Here is a 381-nt window from a genome sequence, read left to right as displayed (position 1 = left end):
TAATCAGGCAGCTGTTCGTGAAACGAAGCCTGCATGACGCGCCGATTCAATGGTTCGGACGGTATGCCTTTGTGCTGCTGGTTATTCTGCTTTTAGCGCTGATTTCGTCTCTCTTTGAAGCATACTTATCTCCTGTATTAATGGAAAAGCTTACATCGAAACTTTTTTAAAATAATTATTAAAAGAAAATCGTTTTATTTATCAGTTTATAATAATTATAGTTGGAACTCTGCGCTTATTTTGTTATAATGAGTCATGGAATGCGGCGTAGGAGGGAAAGACATGGAAAACCGTATTGATCGAATTAAGAAACAACTGCACTCATCCAGCTATAAACTTACGCCTCAGCGTGAAGCGACAGTAAGGGTGCTGCTTGAAAAC

General features: G+C 39.1%; 2 pseudogenes. Both read left to right on the top strand.

Annotation, left to right across the window (positions count from 1 at the left end):
* Positions 1-170 (top strand): annotated as a pseudogene (locus RVS70_RS23150) (stage II sporulation protein M); the annotation flags it as partial.
* Between the two features lie 112 nt (positions 171-282).
* Positions 283-381, top strand: a pseudogene (locus RVS70_RS23145) (transcriptional repressor); the annotation flags it as partial.

This window comes from Virgibacillus sp. M23, from assembly GCF_034190895.1.
Lineage (GTDB): Bacteria > Bacillota > Bacilli > Bacillales > Amphibacillaceae > Virgibacillus > Virgibacillus salarius.
The sequence above is the reverse complement of the archived record's forward strand: the minus strand, read 5'-3'. Positions and strand labels throughout refer to the sequence as shown.